Genomic DNA, 12,476 nt, shown 5'->3' on the forward strand with positions numbered 1-12,476 from the left:
TCACGCCCCCAGGTATGCCTCGACGACCTGCGGGTCGGCGCGCAGTTCGGCGGCGGGCCCGGTCAGTGTCACGCGACCGGAGTCGATGACATAGCCCCGGTGGGCGACCTTCAGCGCGGCCCGCGCGTTCTGCTCGATGAGGAGCACCGAGGTACCCGACCGGTTGATCGACACGATGGCATCCATGACCTGGGCGACGACCAGCGGGGCCAGGCCCATCGACGGCTCGTCCAGCATGATCAGCCGGGGGCCGGCGATCATCGCCCGGCCGATCGCGAGCATCTGCTGCTCACCGCCGGACAGGGTGCCGCCCTGCTGTTCCCGGCGCTCGGCCAGGCGCGGGAACAACTCGTAGACCCGGGTGATCCGTTTGTCGACCGACGCACCGTCGCGCACGGTGTAGCCGCCGAGTTGGAGGTTCTCGTGCACGGTCAGCCGCGAGAAGATCCGCCGGCCCTCCGGCACGTGCACGATCCCGCGTTCGACGATCGACCAGGGTGTCGCCGCGGTGATGTCCTCGTCGAACGCCGTGACCGTCCCGGCCCGGGACCGTACCACCCCGGAGATCGTCGAGACCGTGGTCGACTTGCCCGCGCCGTTGTTGCCCAGCAGGGCGACGATCTCCCCCTCGCCGACGGTGAGGTCGAGGCCCTTGAGGGCGTCCACCTTGCCGTAGGCGACTTCCAGACCCTTGATGTCGAGAACGGTTCTCATCGCTCCACCTCCGCCGTACCGTCCGAACCCGCCTCGGCCGCGATGCGCCGGGCCTCCGCGTGCGCCTCCTCGTCCTCCGCGCCGAGATACGCCTCGATGACCGCCGGGTTGGAGCGGATCGACGCCGGTGTCCCGTCGGCGATCTCCTTGCCGTAGCTCAGTACGACGATTCTCTCGGACACCTGCATGACGAGGCCCATGTCGTGCTCGATCAGAACGACCGCGATCCCGAGTGCGGCGATCCGCCGCATGAGGTCGAGGAGTTGTTCCTTCTCCCCGTGGTTGAGCCCGGCCGCGGGCTCGTCGAGCAGCAGCATCCGCGGCCGGCGGGCCAGGGCCCGCGCGATCTCGACGCGCCGTTGTTCGCCGTACGGGAGGTTGCGGATCTGTGCGTTCCGGTCGTACTTCATGCCGACGAAGTCGAGCCAGCCGTGGGCCTCGTCGGCCGCGGTGTCCTCACCGCGCCAGTAGCGCGGCGTGTGCAGCATCGCGTCCAGGAAGTTCTGCTTGATCCGGACGTGCATGCCCGCCCGTACGTTGTCCAGCACCGTCAGGTCGCCGAAGAGCCGGAGATTCTGGAACGTGCGCGCGATCCCGCTCGCGGCGATCACGGCCGGCCGTTTCCCGGTGATGTCGGCGCCGTCGAACGTCACCGATCCCGCGGTCGGCTTGTAGAAGCCCGTGATGCAGTTGAAGGCGCTCGTCTTGCCGGCGCCGTTCGGGCCGATGACCGAGAGCACCTCGCCTTCGTGGACAGAGAACGTCAGGCCGTCGACGGCGCGCACTCCACCGAACGCGACCGCCATGTCCGTCACTTCGAGGAGCACCTTGCTCACGACACACCTTCCTTCGCCCGGCGTCCGCGCCGCCGGGGTTCAACGCCCGTACGGGCCGGGAGCAGTCCCTGCGGACGGAAGATCATGACGACGATCAGCAGCAGACCGAAGAGGAGGTACCGCCAGTTCTCCACGCCACGCAGCAGTTCGGGCAGGAGCGAGATCACCAGGGCTCCCACGACGACCCCCGGGGTGGACGCCATGCCACCGAGGACGACGGCCATCAGGATGAGCGCGGACCACAGGAAGTTGAAGCTCGGCGGGGAGACCGCCGACTGGTGTGCCGCGAACAGCACACCGGCGATGCCACCGAAGACCGCTCCGGCGATGTAGGCGGCGAACTTCACCTTGTAGGTGTGGATCCCCATCGCCTCGGCGGCGTCCTCGTCCTCACGGACGAACCGCCACGCCCGGCCCAGCCGGCCGCGTCCGAGCCGACTCGAGAACAGCACGGCGAGGATGACGACGGCCGCGGTGATCCAGTAGAGCGCGATGTCGGAGCGCAGCCCGAAGTCACCGAAGTCGGGGATGCCGTACAGGCCGTTCGGCCCGCCGGTGAAGTCGAGGTTGTTCGCCGTGATGCGGATGATCTCGCCGAAACCGAGGGTGACGATGGCCAGGTAGTCGCTGCGCAGCCGCAGTGTCGGTCCGCCGATGACGAGTCCGCCGATGATCGCGGCGAGCACGACCACGGGAACGGTCGCGAGCAGCGGCCATCCGAACCTGGTCGTCAGCAGGCCCGCGGTGTACGCGCCGATGGCGAAGAACGCGGCGTATCCGAGGTCGAGCAGCCCGCAGTAGCCGACCACGATGTTCAGCCCGACTGCGAGCATCACGAAGATGAGCGCGTCCACGCCGATCTGGATGACGTAGGTGCTGGAGTTGACCAACGGCAGCGCCAGTGCCGCAACGGCCGCGACGGGGCCGAGCCACCGGCTGGCCAGGCCTTTCGAGAGGGTGTCCGCGACGGCCCCACGGGGCGATGCGGAGCCGCCGGCTCTCCTGCGGGTGGCCGGGGTCTTCCCGGACGCGCGCTCCTCCACGGCGCTGACATACGCCGAGGGCTCTTCGCCTGCGCGCAGAGTGGACTCGTCGTTCATCACACACGCTCCGTGACACGCTCGCCGAGCAGCCCGGTGGGACGCACGGTCAGGAAGAGGATGAGGAAGCCGAACGCGAAGACGTCACGCCACTCACTGCCGAGGTAGGCGGACCCGAACGACTCCAGCAGACCGAGCACGATGGCCCCGAGAACGGCTCCGCGCAGGTTGCCGATGCCGCCGATGACCGCCGCGGTGAACGCCTTCAGCCCGATGATGAAGCCCATCAGGAAGTCGATCTTCCCGTAGTACGCGCCGGCCATGACACCCGCCGCACCCGCCAGGGCGGACCCGATGAAGAACGTCCGCGCGATGACCCGGTCGACGTTGACCCCCATGAGCAGGCATGCTTTCGGGTCCTGGGAGATGGCCCGCATCGCCCGGCCCGAGCGGGTCTTGCGGACCAGGGTGTCGAGGACGACCATGAGCACGACCGCGATCGCCATCATCGCCAACTGGGCGTAGGTGATCCGCGCGCCGGCGATGTCCAGCGTCCCGCCCTGGATGCCGATCCGGTACACCTCCGGGTTGGATCCGTGGGTGACGGCGATGCCGTACTCGAGCGCGAAGCTGGCGCCGACGGCGGTGATGAGGATGGACAGTCTCGGGGCCCCGCGCAACGGGCGGTAGGCCACCCGTTCCAGGACCACCCCGAAGGTACCGGTCGCGATCATCGCGATGATCATGATGGCGATGAGGGCGACGAACCCGCCGCCGAGTGCACCCGCACCGATGCTCAGCACGGTGAAGCCTGTGAACGCCCCGAGCATGTAGAGATCGCCGTGGGCGAAGTTGAGCAGCTTGATGATGCCGTAGACCATCGAGTAGCCGAGTGCGACCAGCGCATAGAACGAGCCTACGAACAGGCCGCTGAGCACAAGTTGCAAGTGATTCATGGGTAGTTCCCGGTACGTGAGGGGAAGCGTGGACGAGCGGGGACCGGCGCGCGGGGCACCGGCCCCCGCCCGGCCGTGGTTACTTGTCCAGAGCGAACTCGTCGTCCCGGACGACGAGGATGTCGAAACCGCCCACGCTCAGCGTGTGCTGGATGGTGAACTTCAGCGGGCCGGAGAAGATCTTGAAGCCGTCGATCTCCTCAAGTGCCTCGATGACCTTCTGGCCGTCGGTGGAGCCGGCGCTCCGGACGGCCTCCGCGGCGACGCGCACCGCGTCGTAGGCCTGGGGCGAGTACGGGCCCGGGTCGGAGTCGAACTTCTTCTTGTACTTGGCGACCCACTCCTCGCCACCGGGGATGGTCTGCGGCGTCTGGGTCATCGTCGCGAAGACACCCTGGGCGTTGTTCTTGCCGGCGATCTCGATCAGCTTGCCGTCGACCGAGCCGTCCGCGACCATGATCCCTCCCTTGTAACCGGCGGCCCTGAGCTGCTTGATGAGCAGCCCGCCTTCCTGGTAGTACCCGGTCCAGTAGACGAAGTCCGCCTTGGAGTCCAGCACGGCGTTGACGGCACCCGAGTAGTCCGACTCGCCCGCCGTGACCGACTGCATGTCGGCCACCTTGATGTCGAGCAGGCCCAGTTCGGCCTCGGTGCGCTTGGCGATGTCGGTCGAGTAGGAGGTGTTGTCATCGACCAGGGCGACGCTCTTGCTCTTCTCGGCCTTGATGAAATCCGCCGCGGCCTTCGCCTGCTGGATGCCCGTGCCGTTGATCAGGAACACGTTCCGCCGCTGCTCCGCCAGGAGGTCGGCGGAGTTGGCCGCCGGGATGATCATGGGGATGTGGGCCTTGTCGAAGATGCTCAGCGTGGGCAGGGTCGCCGAGGAGCAGTAGCCGCCCACGGAGACGCTGACACCGGCGCTGACCAGTTTGGCCGCACCGGCGGCGGCCGTCTTCGGGTCGCACGCCTCGTCCTCGACGGTGAGCGTGAGCTTGCGCCCGTCGATCCCGCCCTCCGCGTTGATCTCGTCGACGGCGAGCTGGGCGCCGCCCTTCATGTAGGGGCCGATGGCGGCCGAACTGCCGGTCAGCGGCGTGAGCATGCCCAGCTTGATGGGGCCCGAGTCGTCCTTCCCGGAACCATCCTCGGTGAGGCTGCCGCCGCACGCGGCGAGTGTGAGCCCGAGTGCCATGGCGGCTGCTGCCACGGTTCCGCGACGCATGTGGGTCATGCCGTACTCCGTCTCGTGTGATCCGCCGACGAGGGCGGACGATGTGTCCGAGATTGCCTAAGGTTATGCAATGTCACATTGCAGGTGTAATCCTGCACAGGGCTGCCGGTGGAGAATGCGCATCGCACGTAAAATCGACGCCGCCGGGTCCGAACTGCTCCCGGAGGTCGCGACAGACACGTGACCCCCCGTCCGCGCACTGCCACACAGGGTGCCGTGTGACATTGCGCTGACCCTAACGGGTGGTGTCGCACAGAAGGAGGAACACTCCCCCGCTTGTGATGGAGGTGTGACTTTTTTCGACCACCGCTGCCGCGGACCGCACACATTTTCCGTCAGAGGGTGAAGCCGGCCGGGTACGGATCGGTCGGATCGAGCAGGTACTGTGCGGTGCCTGTGATCCAGGCGCGGCCGGTGACGGCGGGCAGTACGGCCGGCCGGGACCCGACCGTCGTCTCCCCCAGGACGCGTCCGACGAACCGGGAGCCGATGAACGACTCGTTGACGAAGTCCCGGCCGACCGGCAACTGCCCGCGCGCGTGCAGTTGGGCCATCCGGGCACTGGTGCCCGTGCCGCAGGGCGACCTGTCGAACCATCCCGGATGGATCGCCATGGCGTGTCGTGAGTGTTCCGCGGTGGATCCGGGCGCCTCGAGATAGACGTGGTGGCACACGTCGATCTCCGGATTCTCCGGGTGGGACACCGGATTCTGCCGGTTGATCGCGTCCATGACGGCCAGTCCGGCGTCCAGCAGCCGCTGCTTGTGCGCCCGTTCGAAGGGGATACCGAGATCCTCGGTCCGGACGAAGGCGTAGAAGTTGCCGCCGTAGGCGATGTCGTAACGCACCGCGCCGTAGCCCGGTACGTCGACGACCTGATCGAGCGCGTGGCAGTACGACGCGACATTCTCCAGGGTCACGGATTCGGCATGGCCGTCGCGCACCCGCACCCGGGCCGTGACCAGCCCGGCCGGTGTGTCGAGCCGTACCAGGGTCTCCGGCTCGACCACCTCGACCATTCCGGTCTCGACGAGGACCGTCGCGACGCCGATGGTTCCGTGCCCGCACATCGGCAGGCAGCCGGAGACCTCGATGAAGAGCACGCCGTAGTCGGCGTCCGGCCGGGTCGAGGGCTGCAGGACGGCCCCGGACATCGAGGCGTGCCCGCGCGGCTCGCACATGAGCAGGGTGCGCAGGTGATCGCGCTCCGCGACGAACCGCTGCCGTCTCTCGAACATCGTCGCGCCGGGAAGGACACCGACACCCCCCGTGATCACGCGGGTGGGCATCCCCTCGGTGTGCGAGTCGACGGCGTGGTAACAGACCGTCGAGCGCATCGTCAGTTCACCCCGGCGTCGATGAGAGCCTGGGTGGCGGCGCGCACAACGGCCTCCGTCTCCGGGGCTAGCGGCTGCCGCGGCGGGCGGCAGCCGCCGCCACGGCGGCCGGTCATCTCCTGGCCCAGCTTGATGGCCTGGATGAACTCCGTCTTGCTGTCCCACCGCAGAACGGGGTGCAGCCGGCGGTAGAGCGGCAGCGCGGTCTCCAGATCACCCGCGACGGACGCCTCGTAGAGTGCGAGGCAGGCCTGGGGGAAGACCTGCGGGTATCCGGCCACCCAGCCCTTGGCCCCGGCGAGGGCGACCTCCAGCACGGTGTCGTCGGTGCCGATCATGAGGTCCAGTCCGGGGGCCAGCTCGGAGATCTCGTAGCAGCGCCGTACATCGCCGGAGAACTCCTTGACCCCGACGATGAACCCCTCGGCATGCAGCTTCGCCAGCAGGTCGGGGCGCAGGTCCACTTTGGTGTCGATGGGATTGTTGTACGCGGTGACGGGCAGGCCGGCCGAGGCCACCAGCTCGAAGTGCTCCAGGACCGCGCGGTCGTCGGCGCGGTAGGCGTTGGGCGGCAGGCACATCACGGCCTGGCAGCCCGCGTCCTTGGCGAACTGGGCGTGCCGCCTGGCCGCACCACCGCCGTAGGCGCCGACACCCGGCATGACGGTGAAGCCGTCGGGGGCGTTCGCGACGGCCGTCTCGACGACGCGGTCGCGTTCCTCGTCCGTCAGGGTCTGGTACTCGCCCAGCGACCCGTTCGGGGCGACGCCGTGCATGCCCTGCTCGGCGAGCCAGGCGACGCTCTCACCATAGGCGTCGAAGTCGACCGTGAGGTCGTCGTGGAACGGCAGGCCGGTGGCGACGATGACGCCGTGCCAGGGCTTGCGGGTCTCGCTCATGAGCACTCCTTGTCGGTTCTTCCTTGGGTCCGCCGGTCTCGGTCGTCGCGGCGGTCTCGGCGGAATCGGCGGTCAGTCATCGAGGTCGGCGAGCGCGCCGAGGGTGACGGGCGTCGCGACGAGCCGTTCCGCGGGCTCGTATGCCCGCTCCGGTGCCGTGAGGCAGTGCACGGCCGGTCCGCACATACGCCCCTGGCACCAGCCCATACCGGCCCGGGTCAGTTGCTTGACCTGCCGGTGGTCATGCGCGCCGTCGACGCGGGCCGCCCGGACCGCCCCGGCGGTCACCTCCTCACAGCGGCACACGACGGTCTCGTCGGTCAGCCACGAGGTCCAGGCCGGGGGAATCGGGTGGGCGAGGGCCATCGCCCGCGCGAACGCGCGCTGCCCGGCCACCGTGGAACGCACCGCCGCCAGGCGCCTTCCGCCCAGTACGGGAGCGGCGCCGGAGTCGGCGAGCACCGACTCCGCGGCCAGTCGGCCCTCGCCCACCGCGAGTACCGCCCCGCCCACACCGCATGTCTCCCCCGCGGCATAAAGACCGGGAACGGTGGTGCGCTGGCCCCGGTCGACCGCGACGACCGCGTTGCCGTCCGCCGACTCCGCGAGAGCGCAGCCCAGAGGGACGAGCAGATCGATCTGCGGTGCGAATCCCCAGCCGACCCCGACGGCATCGACCTCGACGCGCCGTTCGGTGCCCGGGCGAGGGCTGCCGTCCGGCGTCAGGGAGGCGATACGGACCGACGTGACGCGGTCGGTTCCCTCGGCACGGGTGATCGCGGTACGCGGGCGGACCTGGACGCGATGGCGTGCGAACGCGGCGGCGTAGCCGGCCGCTTCGGCCCATTTGCCGGGGTTGCGCAGGAGTGGCCCGGGGTGCCGCAGCCAGGCCCGGGGGTGGGCCGCCTCGCAGACCACGACCACCTCGGCCCCGCGCGCCGCGAGACCGGCGGCCACCGGCAGCAGGAACGGGCCGGTACCGCCCAGCGCCACGCGGCTCCCTGCCACGACTCCGCCGCCCTTGAGCAACGCCTGGAGTCCGCCGATACCGAGCACACCGGGCAGGTCCCATCCCGGGAAGGGCAGGTGCCGGTCGTAGGCCCCGGTCGCCACGAGGAGTCTCGGCGCGCGCAGGACCACGGCCCTCTCCCGCGGCGCCTGTTGACGGTCGACCGCGTGCACGGCGAATCCGTGCTCCTCGCGGACGACGGACCACACATGATGCTCCAGGCGCAGGTCGAGCCGGCTCGCCGCCCCGCCCGCCGAGAGCGCCCCGCACAGCGCACGGTACTCGCGCAGCCCGTGGTGCAGGTCCCCGGTGGGGAGGGCACCTCGCGCATGCTCCGGCGGGTGGCGCCAGTACTGACCGCCGACGGCGGGTCCGGAGTCCGCCAGCACGACGCGCAGCCCGCCGGCCAGGGCCGTGGCCGCCGCGGCCATACCGGCCGGACCCGCGCCCACGACCACCAGGTCCACCGGCTCACTCATCGTCGCCCTCCCCGGTCGTGACGGTCATACCCGGACGCGCCGGTACCAGACAAGCGCGCTGCCCGCCGGATCCGTCGATGGTCACCAGGCAGTCGAAGCAGACACCGATCCCGCAGAAGACGCCGCGCGGACGGTGGCCGACACGGGTGGTGCGCCAGGCGACGCGGCCCACGGCCACCAGGGCCGCGGCGACGGTCTGTCCCTCGACGAACGGCAAGGACTCGCCGTCGACGACGATCTCGCTCACTGCGATACACCTCCACAGGTGAGGAAGCGGCTCGGCAGAAGACCGGTGTGCGCGGCGGGATCGGCGCCCCGCCAGGGGCGGCCGAGCAGGTGGGCCGTCACCAGCGCGCCGGTCGCGGGGGCGAGCCCGATCCCCGCCCCCTCGTGACCGCACGCATGGACGACCCCGGGCACACGCGGGTCGGGGCCGACGACCGGCAGATGGTCCGGGCAGTACGGCCGGAAGCCGCGGTAGGCGCGGATCAGGTGGACTCCGCGCAGGAAGGGGAACAGCCGGCACGCCTGTGCCGCGAGTTTGGCGACCACGGCGGTGTTCATCGTCATGTCGAAGCCGACGCGTTCCCTGCTGGCGCCGATGAGGATCGTGCCGCCGCGTGTGCCCTCGACGACGCACGAGGTCTCCAGCCCGGCGTCGGACGAGGCGACATGGGCGATGTAGTCGGCCGAGTAGACCTTGTGCCGGACCATCGGCGGCAGTGGTTCGGTCACCAGGACGAAGCCTCGGCGTGGCAGTACCTCGACGGGCGCACCGAGCCGCCGGCCGACCTCGCCGCCCCAGGTACCCGCCGCGTTGACGACGGCGTCGGCGGGCAGGACCTCACCGGCGGCCGTCCGGACGCCGGTGATCCGGCCGTCCCGGCCGGTCACCGCTGCGGTGATCTCACCCGCGTGGAAACGCGCGCCGCGCCGCACGGCGGCCCGGAGCAGCGCGGCCGCCGCCAGGACCGGCTGCACCTGGGCGTCCTGCGGGTAGTGGACGCCACCGGGGATCCCTGGCGCGAGGTGAGGTTCCAGACTCCGCACGCGATCGACCGGCTCGATCCGGACGCCGGCCGCCGCCTGTCGCGCGGCGAACTCGCCCAGCGCCGTGAGGCCTTCGGCCGTACGCGCGACGACCAGGCCGCCCTTGGGCTCCAGTTCGAACGAGTCCGGCCCGAGCTCCTGACCGGCCTCGTCCCACAGCGCGCGGCTCAGCCGGGCCAGGGCCAGTTCGGGACCGGGCTCCTTGTCGGAGAGAAGAATGTTGCCCTCCCCGCGGCTCGTCGTCCCGGCACCGACGGGTCCGCGGTCGGCGACGGTGACGTCCATGCCCGCAGAGGCTGCGTGGAAGGCACAGGCCGCTCCGACGACGCCCGCGCCCACGACGACGACCTTCTGGGCCACCCGCTCCTCCTCCACCAGTTAGTGCAATGTCACATGCCATTGTGCAGGCTATACATCCGACCGACCCGAAGACAACGCCCCCGACGGCGTGACTTCACCGGGACATGAGCGAGGTGGAGCCCTTGGATCTCCAGCGAGCGGGGCGCATCGTGCGGGGCGGGCGGCCGACGGGGGTCGAGGTCTGCCACGCGATGGTGCGCGGCCCGTGGCCCGCCACATCCTCACCCGGCACCACCAGCGTCGGAACCCTGGCGATCGAACGCCGGCTCAGGCCGGTCCGCCACCAGTCGTTCCCCAACCCCCTTCTGCCCGAGGAACTGCGCACGGACAACCCGCCGGGCATCCCCCGTCTCGTCGACGGCCTGCCCGAACCACGTCCGGAGCATCCGGTCGGCGATGGCCTCGCGCACACCGGGTTCACCTCGCCGAAGGGGATCGCGCGCGTGCCCTGGCGCCCCCAAATCGCCTGTTTCCCAGCGGAATCGAAGCAACCGGCCGCCCCGGACGGTACGCCCCCGTCACCACGCGCCTACGGAGCGAGTTGACCCTTCCGCGTCACAACAATGCGTGTGACACTGGCGTCCCGTCCGCAGTGCGGACTCTCTCCGCACCAACCCCACGAGAAGTGCGCCGTGCGTTCCTTTCCTCTGCCGATCGCCCTGACCGCGCGCCTGTCCCCGGTGGTCGTCCTCGCCGCGGCCGGCTGGGCGCTGTCCTCGGGTCCGCTCGCCGCGCCGCAGGCCGCCGAGACCAAGCCGACCGAGAAGACGAAGACCCAGTCCGCCGGCGCTCCTTCCGAGACCCAGGTCGCGAAGACGTACGCCGCCGCCCCCGCGCCGTGCGACAGCATCACCGAAAAGAGTGTCAAGTCCCTTGTGCCGGGCGCCAAGACGGCGGGCAAGGAGATAGCGTCCACCGACACGAAGCTGCGCCGCACCTGCTCCTGGAACGCGCTCAAGGGCTACGAGTACCGCTGGCTCGACGTGTCCTACGAGGTGCTGGAGTCGGACGAGGCGGCGAAGGAGTCGTATCAGGGACGGCTGGAGGAGAAGAGCGGCGGGGGCGTGGTTCCCGGGCTCGGGGACGCGGCGTACTCGGTCGTGAACCTCACGACGGAGGACAAGCAGCAGACGCGTGAGGGCGTGGTGCTGGCGCGCGCCTCCAACGCGCTGGTGATCGTCACGTACAACGGCAGCGACTTCGAGTCGAAGAAGGCGCCGGGCACGGACGAGATCAACAAGGGCGCGATCAGGGCCGCGAAGGAAGCCGTGGCCGCTCTCGGGGCGCCCCGGCAGTGAACCGGAATTGATGGTTCCGTGACATCTGTCACAGCGTGTTCCCGATCTGCGCGGGTCGCTTAGTAGAAACCACCCCGGCGACATAAGGGACTTGTCCGGCTTGACACGAAAGCGGTCCGGGGCGGCACGGGTGGTGTTCCGCAGGGGAACCGGGAGCCACGGCCGCTGGGGCGTGTGCGGGTTTCTGACACGGCGGCAGGCCTCCCGCACACCCCTTCACCGGAGGTCGGCACGCTCTCCCGCCCACCGCAAGACCCCGGCGGGACTACGAGGCACGGTAGGAGAAAGGCCCTTTGCGCCCGGTGCGGGGCCGTCCCAAGAATGACCAGCCTCCGGACAGCAGGGGTGAGGTCACACATGGGAAAGCACCGCCATCAGCAGCAGTACCGCCGTACGGTCGTCGCGGCAGTCGCCATCGGCGTCATAGGCATACCCTCGGTCGCCATGGCCTGTACCGACTGGCCGGGCGACGGGGAACGGCAGTACCGGGGTGGCTCCGCCCCGGTCGCAAACCTCGACCGATGGGACGGCCCGGGCCGGTACCACGCGTGGAACGGCCGACCGCACGGCACGCACTCCCCGGTGCCGTCGGACACCCCGTCCGCCACCGCCCCCAGCCCCTCGAAGCCCGGCACGCCGAAGCCGAGCAGCGCCAGGCCGTCACAGAAGCCGACGAAGGCGGCCCCCGGGGCACCCGCCACCTCCCGGCCCGTCTCCACGCCCACCACCACGGCCCCGAGGCCCACCACGGCGGCACCCAAGCCCACCACGGCCGCCCCTGAGCCCACCCAGGCCGCTCCCCGGCCCAGCACATCCGCCCCGAAGCCCACCGCCACCCCGGAGCCCACCGCCACCACCTCGGCCCCCGCCGCCCCCGCCGCCTCCGGTGCCGTCGCCCGGGTCGTGGAACTCGTCAACGCCGAGCGCGGCAAGGTGGGTTGCTCCCCGGTCAAGCTGAACGCCACGCTGACCGAGGCGGCGCAGAAGCACAGCGCGGACATGGCCGCGACCGGCACCATGTCGCACACCGGCTCCGACGGTTCCGACCCCGGTGAGCGCATCACCCGCGCCGGCTACGCCTGGAGCACCTACGGCGAGAACGTCGCCTACGGCTACTCCACCCCCGAGCAGGTGATGACCGGCTGGATGACCAGCCCCGGCCACAAGGCGAACATCCTCAACTGCGCGTTCAAGGAGATCGGTGTCGGTCTGGCGCAGCCCGGCTCCTACTGGACCCAGGACTTCGGCACGGCCCGGTAGGGCGCCG

Annotated in this window: 13 protein-coding genes; 3 read left to right on the top strand and 10 right to left on the bottom strand. The window is 70.2% G+C overall.

Annotated elements, in window-relative coordinates; genetic code table 11:
- The 10 genes from ACIF9R_RS15420 to ACIF9R_RS15465 all read right to left on the bottom strand — a co-directional run bounded on the left by ACIF9R_RS15420 (position 1) and on the right by ACIF9R_RS15465 (position 9,911).
- Positions 1-714, bottom strand: coding sequence for an ABC transporter ATP-binding protein (locus ACIF9R_RS15420; protein WP_399979459.1), 714 nt, complete (start codon positions 712-714; stop codon positions 1-3).
- Entirely contained in the window at positions 711-1,550 is an 840-nt protein-coding gene (locus ACIF9R_RS15425; RefSeq protein WP_399979461.1) for an ABC transporter ATP-binding protein, read from the bottom strand. The genes ACIF9R_RS15420 and ACIF9R_RS15425 overlap by 4 nt, the downstream gene beginning before the upstream one ends.
- Positions 1,547-2,650, bottom strand: coding sequence for a branched-chain amino acid ABC transporter permease (locus tag ACIF9R_RS15430; RefSeq protein ID WP_399979463.1), 1,104 nt, complete (start codon positions 2,648-2,650; stop codon positions 1,547-1,549). The genes ACIF9R_RS15425 and ACIF9R_RS15430 overlap by 4 nt, the downstream gene beginning before the upstream one ends.
- Positions 2,650-3,546 (bottom strand): branched-chain amino acid ABC transporter permease, encoded by an 897-nt coding sequence (locus ACIF9R_RS15435; protein WP_399979466.1) that lies wholly within the window; start codon positions 3,544-3,546, stop codon positions 2,650-2,652. The genes ACIF9R_RS15430 and ACIF9R_RS15435 overlap by 1 nt, the downstream gene beginning before the upstream one ends.
- Positions 3,547-3,625: 79 nt before the next feature.
- Positions 3,626-4,777: a branched-chain amino acid ABC transporter substrate-binding protein gene (locus ACIF9R_RS15440; RefSeq protein WP_399979468.1), complete on the bottom strand. Its 1,152-nt coding sequence runs from the start codon at positions 4,775-4,777 to the stop codon at positions 3,626-3,628.
- A 335-nt stretch (positions 4,778-5,112) separates the two neighbouring features.
- Entirely contained in the window at positions 5,113-6,114 is a 1,002-nt protein-coding gene (locus tag ACIF9R_RS15445) for a proline racemase family protein (protein ID WP_399979470.1), read from the bottom strand.
- A 2-nt stretch (positions 6,115-6,116) separates the two neighbouring features.
- Positions 6,117-7,013, bottom strand: coding sequence for a dihydrodipicolinate synthase family protein (locus ACIF9R_RS15450; RefSeq protein WP_399979473.1), 897 nt, complete (start codon positions 7,011-7,013; stop codon positions 6,117-6,119).
- Positions 7,014-7,085: 72 nt separating this feature from the next.
- Positions 7,086-8,501, bottom strand: coding sequence for an FAD-dependent oxidoreductase (locus ACIF9R_RS15455; RefSeq protein ID WP_399979476.1), 1,416 nt, complete (start codon positions 8,499-8,501; stop codon positions 7,086-7,088).
- Positions 8,494-8,748 carry a (2Fe-2S)-binding protein gene (locus ACIF9R_RS15460; protein WP_399979478.1) on the bottom strand — a complete coding sequence of 85 codons (255 nt, stop codon included), beginning with the start codon at positions 8,746-8,748 and terminating at the stop codon, positions 8,494-8,496. Before ACIF9R_RS15460 ends, ACIF9R_RS15455 begins: the two co-directional genes overlap by 8 nt.
- On the bottom strand, positions 8,745-9,911 hold the full coding sequence (locus ACIF9R_RS15465; protein WP_399979480.1) for an NAD(P)/FAD-dependent oxidoreductase: 1,167 nt from the start codon (positions 9,909-9,911) through the stop codon (positions 8,745-8,747). The genes ACIF9R_RS15460 and ACIF9R_RS15465 overlap by 4 nt, the downstream gene beginning before the upstream one ends.
- Before the next feature lie 122 nt (positions 9,912-10,033).
- Here ACIF9R_RS15465 and ACIF9R_RS15470 point away from each other — a divergent pair, with 122 nt between their 5' ends.
- From ACIF9R_RS15470 to ACIF9R_RS15480, 3 genes are all read left to right on the top strand, one after another.
- On the top strand, positions 10,034-10,456 hold the full coding sequence (locus ACIF9R_RS15470; RefSeq protein WP_399979483.1) for a hypothetical protein: 423 nt from the start codon (positions 10,034-10,036) through the stop codon (positions 10,454-10,456).
- Positions 10,457-10,543: 87 nt separating this feature from the next.
- Positions 10,544-11,209 (top strand): hypothetical protein, encoded by a 666-nt coding sequence (locus ACIF9R_RS15475; protein ID WP_399979485.1) that lies wholly within the window; start codon positions 10,544-10,546, stop codon positions 11,207-11,209.
- Positions 11,210-11,566: 357 nt separating this feature from the next.
- Complete coding sequence (locus tag ACIF9R_RS15480) at positions 11,567-12,469, top strand: CAP domain-containing protein (RefSeq protein ID WP_399979488.1); 903 nt, start codon at positions 11,567-11,569, stop codon at positions 12,467-12,469.
- Positions 12,470-12,476 lie beyond the last annotated feature (7 nt).

The organism is Streptomyces sp. NPDC086080, from assembly GCF_044540255.1.
In the GTDB taxonomy this organism is placed as follows: Bacteria; Actinomycetota; Actinomycetes; order Streptomycetales; family Streptomycetaceae; genus Streptomyces.

Bases quoted from the DNA above. Each gene is read 5' to 3' on its own strand.
- ACIF9R_RS15420 (WP_399979459.1), bottom strand. From the start codon at position 714: ATGAGAACCGTTCTCGACATCAAGGGTCTGGAAGTCGCCTACGGCAAG.
- ACIF9R_RS15445 (WP_399979470.1), bottom strand. From the start codon at position 6,114: ATGCGCTCGACGGTCTGTTACCACGCCGTCGACTCGCACACCGAGGGG.
- ACIF9R_RS15430 (WP_399979463.1), bottom strand. From the start codon at position 2,650: ATGAACGACGAGTCCACTCTGCGCGCAGGCGAAGAGCCCTCGGCGTAT.
- ACIF9R_RS15480 (WP_399979488.1), top strand. From the start codon at position 11,567: ATGGGAAAGCACCGCCATCAGCAGCAGTACCGCCGTACGGTCGTCGCG.
- ACIF9R_RS15450 (WP_399979473.1), bottom strand. From the start codon at position 7,013: ATGAGCGAGACCCGCAAGCCCTGGCACGGCGTCATCGTCGCCACCGGC.
- ACIF9R_RS15440 (WP_399979468.1), bottom strand. From the start codon at position 4,777: ATGACCCACATGCGTCGCGGAACCGTGGCAGCAGCCGCCATGGCACTC.
- ACIF9R_RS15455 (WP_399979476.1), bottom strand. From the start codon at position 8,501: ATGAGTGAGCCGGTGGACCTGGTGGTCGTGGGCGCGGGTCCGGCCGGT.
- ACIF9R_RS15435 (WP_399979466.1), bottom strand. From the start codon at position 3,546: ATGAATCACTTGCAACTTGTGCTCAGCGGCCTGTTCGTAGGCTCGTTC.